Source organism: Chamaesiphon sp. OTE_8_metabat_110 (assembly GCF_031382685.1).
Classification (GTDB): domain Bacteria; phylum Cyanobacteriota; class Cyanobacteriia; order Cyanobacteriales; family Chamaesiphonaceae; genus Chamaesiphon.
In genome coordinates, this window is the sequence record NZ_JANMZA010000625.1 from 1 (window position 1) to 7,926 (window position 7,926).

9 protein-coding genes and 1 pseudogene are annotated in these 7,926 nt (G+C 47.1%); 4 read left to right on the forward strand and 6 right to left on the reverse strand.

What is annotated here, in order from left to right; genetic code table 11:
* Positions 1-1,440, forward strand: a 1,440-nt coding sequence (locus RMO52_RS22450; RefSeq protein ID WP_310418765.1) for a S9 family peptidase, incomplete at its 5' end; no start/stop codon positions are given.
* Between the two features lie 116 nt (positions 1,441-1,556).
* Here RMO52_RS22450 and RMO52_RS22455 read toward each other — a convergent pair.
* The 3 genes from RMO52_RS22455 to RMO52_RS22460 form a co-directional block, all read right to left on the reverse strand.
* Entirely contained in the window at positions 1,557-1,760 is a 204-nt protein-coding gene (locus RMO52_RS22455; RefSeq protein ID WP_310418769.1) for a hypothetical protein, read from the reverse strand.
* A gap of 282 nt (positions 1,761-2,042) precedes the next feature.
* A complete protein-coding gene (locus tag RMO52_RS24880) occupies positions 2,043-2,438 on the reverse strand; it encodes a leucine-rich repeat domain-containing protein (RefSeq protein ID WP_396135083.1) in 396 nt (131 codons plus the stop codon).
* Positions 2,387-2,593 carry a hypothetical protein gene (locus tag RMO52_RS22460; protein ID WP_309742168.1) on the reverse strand — a complete coding sequence of 69 codons (207 nt, stop codon included), beginning with the start codon at positions 2,591-2,593 and terminating at the stop codon, positions 2,387-2,389. Before RMO52_RS22460 ends, RMO52_RS24880 begins: the two co-directional genes overlap by 52 nt.
* A 261-nt stretch (positions 2,594-2,854) precedes the next feature.
* On the opposite strand from RMO52_RS22460, the gene RMO52_RS22465 reads away from it, so the two are divergent.
* The gene (locus RMO52_RS22465; RefSeq protein ID WP_310418772.1) at positions 2,855-3,589 is read left to right on the forward strand and encodes a Uma2 family endonuclease; all 735 of its coding nucleotides are present in this window, start codon (positions 2,855-2,857) and stop codon (positions 3,587-3,589) included.
* A 71-nt stretch (positions 3,590-3,660) separates the two neighbouring features.
* Here the strand turns inward: RMO52_RS22465 and RMO52_RS22470 are convergent, their stop codons facing one another.
* The gene (locus RMO52_RS22470; RefSeq protein ID WP_309742166.1) at positions 3,661-4,077 is read right to left on the reverse strand and encodes a photosystem I reaction center subunit II; all 417 of its coding nucleotides are present in this window, start codon (positions 4,075-4,077) and stop codon (positions 3,661-3,663) included.
* Between the two features lie 185 nt (positions 4,078-4,262).
* On the opposite strand from RMO52_RS22470, the gene RMO52_RS22475 reads away from it, so the two are divergent.
* Together RMO52_RS22475 and RMO52_RS22480 are read left to right on the forward strand one after the other, a co-directional pair.
* Complete coding sequence (locus RMO52_RS22475; protein ID WP_309742165.1) at positions 4,263-5,405, forward strand: iron-containing alcohol dehydrogenase family protein; 1,143 nt, start codon at positions 4,263-4,265, stop codon at positions 5,403-5,405.
* A 99-nt stretch (positions 5,406-5,504) separates the two neighbouring features.
* Entirely contained in the window at positions 5,505-6,095 is a 591-nt protein-coding gene (locus RMO52_RS22480) for a tetratricopeptide repeat protein (protein ID WP_310418776.1), read from the forward strand.
* Between the two features lie 198 nt (positions 6,096-6,293).
* On the opposite strand, the gene RMO52_RS22485 is transcribed toward RMO52_RS22480, so the two are convergent.
* Both RMO52_RS22485 and RMO52_RS22490 read right to left on the reverse strand, forming a co-directional pair.
* A complete protein-coding gene (locus RMO52_RS22485; RefSeq protein WP_396135084.1) occupies positions 6,294-7,661 on the reverse strand; it encodes a GAF domain-containing SpoIIE family protein phosphatase in 1,368 nt (455 codons plus the stop codon).
* A 12-nt stretch (positions 7,662-7,673) separates the two neighbouring features.
* Positions 7,674-7,926, reverse strand: a pseudogene (locus tag RMO52_RS22490) (signal recognition particle-docking protein FtsY); the annotation flags it as partial.

The window sequence follows — 7,926 nt, forward strand, 5'->3', positions numbered from 1 at the left end:
GGCGAGTCAATTGACCGCGATGAGCTAATCTACGAAGAACAGGATTCGCAGTTTTTTGTCGGTTGTGACAAGTCCCGCGACGATCGATATATCTTCCTGACAACTGGCGGTAAGATTACCAGCGAACAATATTTTGTCTCAGCCGACGATCCGCACGGTACGTTTTCGATCGTCACACCCCGCCAGAAGGGGCATGAATACAGCGTTAGCCACCATGATGGCTCTTTTTACATTCTCACCAATGACAACGCCCAGAACTTCCGCATCATGCGGACGCTGGTGTCGCAACCACAGCAACAGTATTGGGAAGAATATATCGCCCACGATCCCGATCGATTAATTGAAGGATTCGATGAGTTTAAAGATTACTCGATCGTCAGCGAACGCTATCAGGGTTTAGGACAATTACGGGCGATTGAATTTCAGAGTCAAGCGTCACATTATCTGGAGTTCGACGATCCTACTTATCTAGTGTTTGGTGCGGCTAATTGGGAATACGATACGCAAAAATTCCGCTTTGGCTATACCTCGCTAGTCTCACCGATGACGGTATTTGAGTATGACTTGCCATCGCGATCGAAGACGATTCTCAAGCAAAATGAGATTCCAGGCGGCTACGATCCGAGCCAGTACCATTCAGAGCGCATTTTTGCCCGTTCTCACGATGGGGTAGAAGTGCCGATCTCGATCGTTTATCGCCAAGACTTTAAGCGCGATGGTACGCAGCCGCTCTATCTCTATGGCTATGGTTCCTATGGAGCCAGCCTAGATCCAGGCTTTTCTACCAATCGACTCAGTTTACTCGATCGCGGCTTTGTCTATGCGATCGCCCATATTCGCGGTGGTTCGGAGTTGGGGCGACATTGGTATGAGTCGGGTAAATTCTTGCAGAAAAAGAACACCTTTCTGGATTTTGTGGCTTGTGCCGAACACCTGATTGCCGAAAAGTATACCAGCGCGGGTAATATTGCGATCGCGGGTGGCAGTGCGGGTGGGTTGCTAGTTGGCGCGACGATTAATCTCAAACCCGAACTATTCAAGGCGGCGATCGCGCAAGTACCATTTGTAGATGTGCTAAATACGATGCTGGATGCCGATTTGCCTCTGACGCAGTTGGAGTACGACGAGTGGGGTAATCCTGCCGATGAGGAGTTTTATCGCTATATCCGTTCCTATTCGCCTTACGATAATGTCGAGGCTAAGGCTTACCCACACTTATTGATTACGGCGGGATTGAACGATCCGCGCGTGACTTATTGGGAACCTGCTAAATGGACGGCAAAATTGCGAGATCTCAAAACCGATGATAATTTACTCTTGCTCAAAACCAATCTAGATTCTGGACATGGCGGCGCATCGGGACGTTATGAATATCTCAAAGATATCGCTTGGGAATATACGTTTTTGCTGAGTGTTTTCGAGAAAGCGAGTAATGTTTAAGGGAGATTTTGAATGATGTCAAAATCGATCGACAAATTCAGCAGTTACACCTCCAACAACCTCCGTTCGGGATAAGGATCTTCATGATGAGTTTGCTCGATCGGTCAGCTATGTACTCAAGAATGGTGAACTTTATCATCGGTTACTATTGTAAGTTTGGTACCTACTTCTTTGTCATTAATTACTTCAACGATCTTACTCGCATCTTCATCGAATAAATAGGGACAAGCTGCTTTCAAATTATCTAAAAACTGTTCTGGAGCGATCGTTTCAAAGTGACTGGCAAATACTTTCTCAAATTCTTTAGGATCTAATGGCATAGCTAAATATCATCCATTGTGAGTATACATAACTCTTCAATTAAGCTCGAATCCAAAATCGAAATCTGGATATGTGTAAGATCGTAAATTGCCGAGTTTGGAAAAATTCTGTCACCTTCTACAAATGCCGATCTAATTGAGGTAATCCGATAGTCGGAAGAACTATTAAATGTTTTCACCACATAATTGAAGAATGAGCAGTCTAGTCGACGAGCCTTGGATCGAGCGGGGTTCTGCTGTGGAATGGTTAGATTTTGCTGTGTATAACTGGTTATAAATCCATCATACATCGTCTTCAAAAGTGGGTAATATCCAATGTCCTTCACTAACTTTTATCCAATATCGGCGAGGCAGGTCGATTCCAGAGAATTTTACCGTTAAATCTGGTCGATCTATTTCTTGTAACGGCGACATATCTGTTAGTTGATTGTAACTAAGGTCAAGCTTCTGGAGACTGCTGAATTGACCGATGGATTTCGGTAAGATGGTTAATTGGTTGCCACTAAGGTCAAGCTTCTGGAGATTGCTCAATTGACAGATGGAATCCGGTAAATTATTTAATTGATTATATCCAAGATCGAGTTCTTGGAGACTGCTCAATTGACCGATAGATTCTGGTAGGCTAGTTAACTGGTTCCAACTAATATCAAGCTTCGAGAGATTTGCAAGTTGAACGATCGATCTCGGTAAAGATCCAACTTTTGGAGATCGGCAAGTTCGCCATCCCAATTTACACCTAGTTCTGTCAACCATTGAACTATTTCGATTTCCGATCCGTCTCGCTCGTTTTGCATAAACTCTAAAATTCTCTTAGTAAAAACTGGAAATTTCAAAGGTTCGATCGAGATAATGAGATTGCAGTTCGCGGTTAGTTAGCTTACTGAGCAGAGAAATTGTGAGCGCGGGATAGGTATTCATGTGACATTTAGGGATTCTCCATGAGTAACGACAATTTCAATATAACACCCGATCGAGATCGCGCCAATTCAGCACGATTAGAATGGAGAATATCTTAAATCGAGCCTCAAGCCTCAAAACTTTGAAAACATAAATTACAATTAGGGTTAGGAACCTTGCCGCCAATATCTAAGCTTATGGTTACTCAATTACCGACACCTAACCAAATCGAGTATCCAGACAGCGATGGGAAGCCAATGTCCGACAATACCAAACAGTTTCGCTGGATTACGATCGTCAAATATAACCTAGATTGGTTGTTTGCCAATGACGAGAATGTCTTCATCGCTGGAGATTTGCTCTGGTATCCAGTCGAAGGCAATCCCAAACGACGTGCGGCTCCAGATGTAATGGTCGCATTTGGTAGACCCAAAGGAGATCGCGGATCGTACAAGCAATGGCAAGAAAATAATATTGCACCGCAAGTAGTATTCGAGATCCTGTCACCTGGGAATACCGCTAATGAAATGGCATCGAAGTTAGCCTTTTACGATCGGCATGATGTCGAAGAATACTATATTTACGATCCTGATACTAATGCTCTGTCTGGCTGGGAACGATTGGATGGTTATCTCACTGAAATTCCAGTCATGCAGGATTGGATTAGCCCACGATTGGGAATTAAATTCGATCTAAGTACACCGCCCGAATTGCAAATCTATCGACCTGACGGGGAGGTATTTTTAAGCTTCGAGCAGGTTTCTCAAAGGTTAGAAACAACCACTCGTGAGTTAGAAACAACTACTCGTGAATTAGAAGCGATCTCCCAAAATCTCTCGACAACCGAGCGGGATCTGGCAGCAGAGAACGCTCGCAACCAGCTACTCGCGGCAAAGTTACGAGAATTGGGCATCGATCCAGATTTGATTTAGCCATAAAAAAGGAGATGAAAACTCGATCGAGTTGCCATCTCCTTTGTCATACTTGTGAAAGTCGCGTCGATCTAGTCGATGGTTCTTTTGCCAGTAAACTTGAGCTTCGCTGGCTCGGGATTGCTACCAATGTTTCGATCGACACTATTTTGCGCTTCCCGCCCGGGATTGACTTTTTCAGGGAATACACCATCATTGGGATGGAGTAAAGTGGTGTCACCTTTAGGCAGGATGCGATAAACTTTGTAATTGGTGATTTTGAACTTCCGTAATTGACCGCCAAGCGCCAAACATTGTTCTTTGCGTGCCATGTACAAGAGGTTGTCTCCCGATACCATTGTCGCGGCTCCGCCTGTGGGCATTTCAAATACTTGTTCCTTGGGACTGTTCCAAGTAATTGCGTATTTTTCTTCTACATCGGCTTTGCTGAGTAAACCACCAGTGCTACCGCCAAAAAGCGGTGTTTTGCCCGTTAGTTTGATTGCCATAAAACTACTCGTTATAGGGTTTTTGTCATGGTACCACTCAGCTCGATCGCGATCGCTATCTCGTCAAGAACTGTAACAGTCGATCGCGGTGGCAAGCGCATCGTTGACGATCGGATCGGTTTTCAACCACAGACCCGATGATGGCGATCGCATACAATTAATTTATCAATCGTCGATCGATCGTCATGAGTGAGAATTCTACTGCTATTTCCTTGTCGGTCGCCCCCGCTCGGGTGGTACGGGGCACAAACGCGCTTGCAGACGCGATCGAGTTCATTATCCGTCTGGGTCAACGTCCGCTGATAATTGGTGGCGCTCGGAGCTTGGCACTGGGTCAATTACAGGTATTGTGGGAGCGTCCAGAATTAGCGATCGAGGTTGCCAGATATACGCCTGACTGTTGTGAAAGTAGTCTCGATCGACTGATGCTCGCCGTCAGCGCTCATCAAGCCGATGTCATCATCGGGATTGGCGGCGGTAAATGCTTGGATACTGCTAAATTAATCGCTCATCGGACAAATTTGCCAGTCGTCACGATCCCGACATCTGGAGCTACCTGTGCGGCTTGGACGGCGTTATCAAATATTTATTCGGAATCCGGGGCATTTTTGGCAGATGTGAGCCTCGCCAAGTGTCCGGATTTGCTGGTGCTAGATTATGGGATTGTGGCGACAGCAGCGCCACGGATGCTAGTCGCTGGAATTGGGGATGCGATTGCCAAATGGTATGAGGCTTCTGTGAGTAGCGGTCATTCTACCCAAACCTTACTAATTGCTGCCGTTCAACAGGCGCGCGTCCTCCGCGATCTCTTATTCCAAAAGTCAGCCGCCGCGCTAGCAGATCCGGACGGTGCGGACTGGCGCGAAGTCGTCGATGCTACCGTCCTCCTGGCGGGGGTAATTGGCGGGCTGGGTGGTGCCCAGTGTCGCACTGTAGCCGCCCATGCCGTCCATAATGGTCTGACTCACCTGCCGGGCAGTCATCATGCCTTACACGGCGAAAAAGTGGCCTATGGGATCTTAGTCCAGTTACGCCTCCAGGAGATGCTGCAAGGCGATCGATTAGCCGCTACCGCCAGACAGCAGTTACTCAGTTTTTATGAGTCGATCGGGTTGCCCAGAACTTTAGCCGATCTGGGTTTGAGTGATGTGACGATCGCGCAGTTGCAATACGCTGCGACGCTCGCTTGCCAGCCTGATTCCGATCTTCACCGCTTACCGTTTACAGTCACACCAGAGCAATTAGTCGCAGCGATGGTATCGACAACCATCGTCGAAGTCGAACATCGCTGGGCTGGAGTCGCCGCAGCTACCGAAAATGTCTCCTGAGCGGGTTGGGTAATCCTGACAGGCGCGATCGAGCCTAAAATTAAATTTAGCTAAAAATTTGATAAACTGTAGGGTGTGCGCCTTCAATATGTAAATTCTATGAAGCTCATTCAGACAGCTACTATCTTCATCGCTTTGACTAGTGTTGTCGCGTTTAGTCGGGCAGAGCGGGTATTTGGCTATGCGATCGCGCCACAGATTGGCCGACCTCTGGTGAATATCGTTCAGTCTACTAATCTACTTGAGGAAGGGCTGAAGAAACAGGAGCGAGAAGACTATGTGGGCGCGATCTCCGATTACACGGAATTTCTCAAAACCAATCCCAACCACCTAGCTGCATATAGCAATCGCGGGTTTGCCAAGGCGATGCTCGATCGGCTACCAGAGGCACTGAAAGATTTCGATCGGGCGATCTCCCTAGCGCCTAATAATGCCGATGCCTACAATGCACGCGGTAACGTTCATGCGATGGCTGGCAACTTGAGCGCGTCGGTTCGCGATTTCAATCAATCGATTCGCTGCGATCGAGATTTCGCTGATGCCTATTATAATCGGGCGATTAGCAGACATGGTTTGGGCGATCGGCGGGGTGCCCGAGCCGATTTGACTAAAGCCGCGCGCTTATTTCAGCAGCAGCAAGATGTCGGCGGCTACGAGCAGGCGACAGAATGGATAAATAAGCTACGTTGAATTAATTAATAATTAATAATTGGGTTTTTAGGATGGGAATTTAGCGGATGCAACCACGCGGAGGTTCCCTCCGCATGTGTTGCACCAAGCAGCAGATGCGCTCGTCACGGAGGTTCCCTCCAGATTGAGCGCACCACGTAGCGGATGGAACCCTTGCTGAGGTTCCCTATTCCCTATTCCCTGACTTCTGCGAAAAGTCTACTGGCGATCTTTAACCTTCATTACTACCATTGTCATATCATCACCATTGGCTTTATTAACGCCCGTGAAGGAGGCGATCGTCTCAACGATAAAGTCTAGAGTCGCTTGGGATGTCAAGCCCTGTTTACAGGCGGTATGGAAGGTATAGATGAGATTTTCTTCATTGAACCTCTCCCCATCTTGATTGGCAGCATCGGTGAAGCCGTCTGTGTAGTAGATAATCGTATCGCCGGGATGGAGCTGAATTTGTGCCTCTTCATACTCAGAATCGGCAGCCAAGCCGATTAACATGCCTTGGGTATCGAGTCTCACGATCCGATCGGTTGCCGCTTGCCAGCACAGCGGCGGATTGTGGGCGGCGTTGGTATAGGTCAAAATTTGCGTCGTCGGATCGTACTCCGAATAAAACAACGTCACAAACCGACTAGAGTTGTCCAAATCGGCATACATGACCCGATTGAGGTGCTGAAGGATGCGTGCGGGCGAGTGACCGTTGAGTACCTCCGCGCGCAACATCCCCCGCGTCATGGTCATGAGTAGCCCTGCGGGGACGCCTTTACCCATGACATCCCCGATCGTGATGCTCCACTTGTTAATGGTGCTGATGCTGGATTTATTGGTAAGTCTGTCGTAATTAGCCGGGATAAAGTCATAATAGTCCCCACCCACGCGATCGGCATTGAGGTAGCAGGCGGCAAGTTCTAAGCCGGGAATGTCGGGAAATTGTTTTGGCAATAAGCGTTCTTGAATTTCGGCACCAATTTCCAACTCGCGATCGAGGCGTTCTTTTTTGCGTAACTCTACAGTCAATTCATCATTATGGATGGCTACTGCTGTCTGATCGGCAACTAATTGTAAGAGTTTTTGGCGATCGACTGTCCATCCATAGTTGGGGTTGCGGGTAAATACATACAATCTGCCGCGTTCGCCACTTTCGAGCAGAATTGGCGTCCGAAATATCTGAACTCCATAGTCGAGATCCAATTCGATTCTGCTCTCTAATTTGTCCCAAAAGTCAGTATGAAAGATGACTTCCTTACCTTCAGAAACATCAGTAACAGTCTTGAGAATTGCCGATTCAATGCGCTGGCGCAGGTCGTTGCAGTTGCTTTCTCCCTGACAATGCAACTGCTGAATTTGCAGTTGACCTGTTTTTTTAAACAAAATAATTGCCCCACCTTCGCCATCGGTGACTCGCGTCACCATGAGGGGAATTAATTCCAAAAATTGGTTGAGATTTTTAAAGCTCCGTAGGGCAAAACCCAGATTACTCAGTAGCTCGTGAGTTTTCTTTTGTTGACGATTGAGGCTGGCCACCAATTCATGCAGATCGGCGACAGACATAATTTGTGGTTCATAATTCATCATTTATAATTCCTAACCACTTAATAAAGCCTCGACAAATTCATAGCTAGAAAAAGGTCTGAGGTCTTCGATCCCTTCACCAGCACCGATAAACCGAATTGGTAAGCCGAGTTGTTGGACTACTGCTAAAGCTACACCACCTTTGGCCGTACCGTCTAGCTTGGTTAATACTACTCCACTTAGTTTGGCAGCCTCTGCAAAAACTTGTGCTTGACGTAGACCATTTTGGCCTAATGTGGCATCGAGTACCAGTAAAGATTCTATC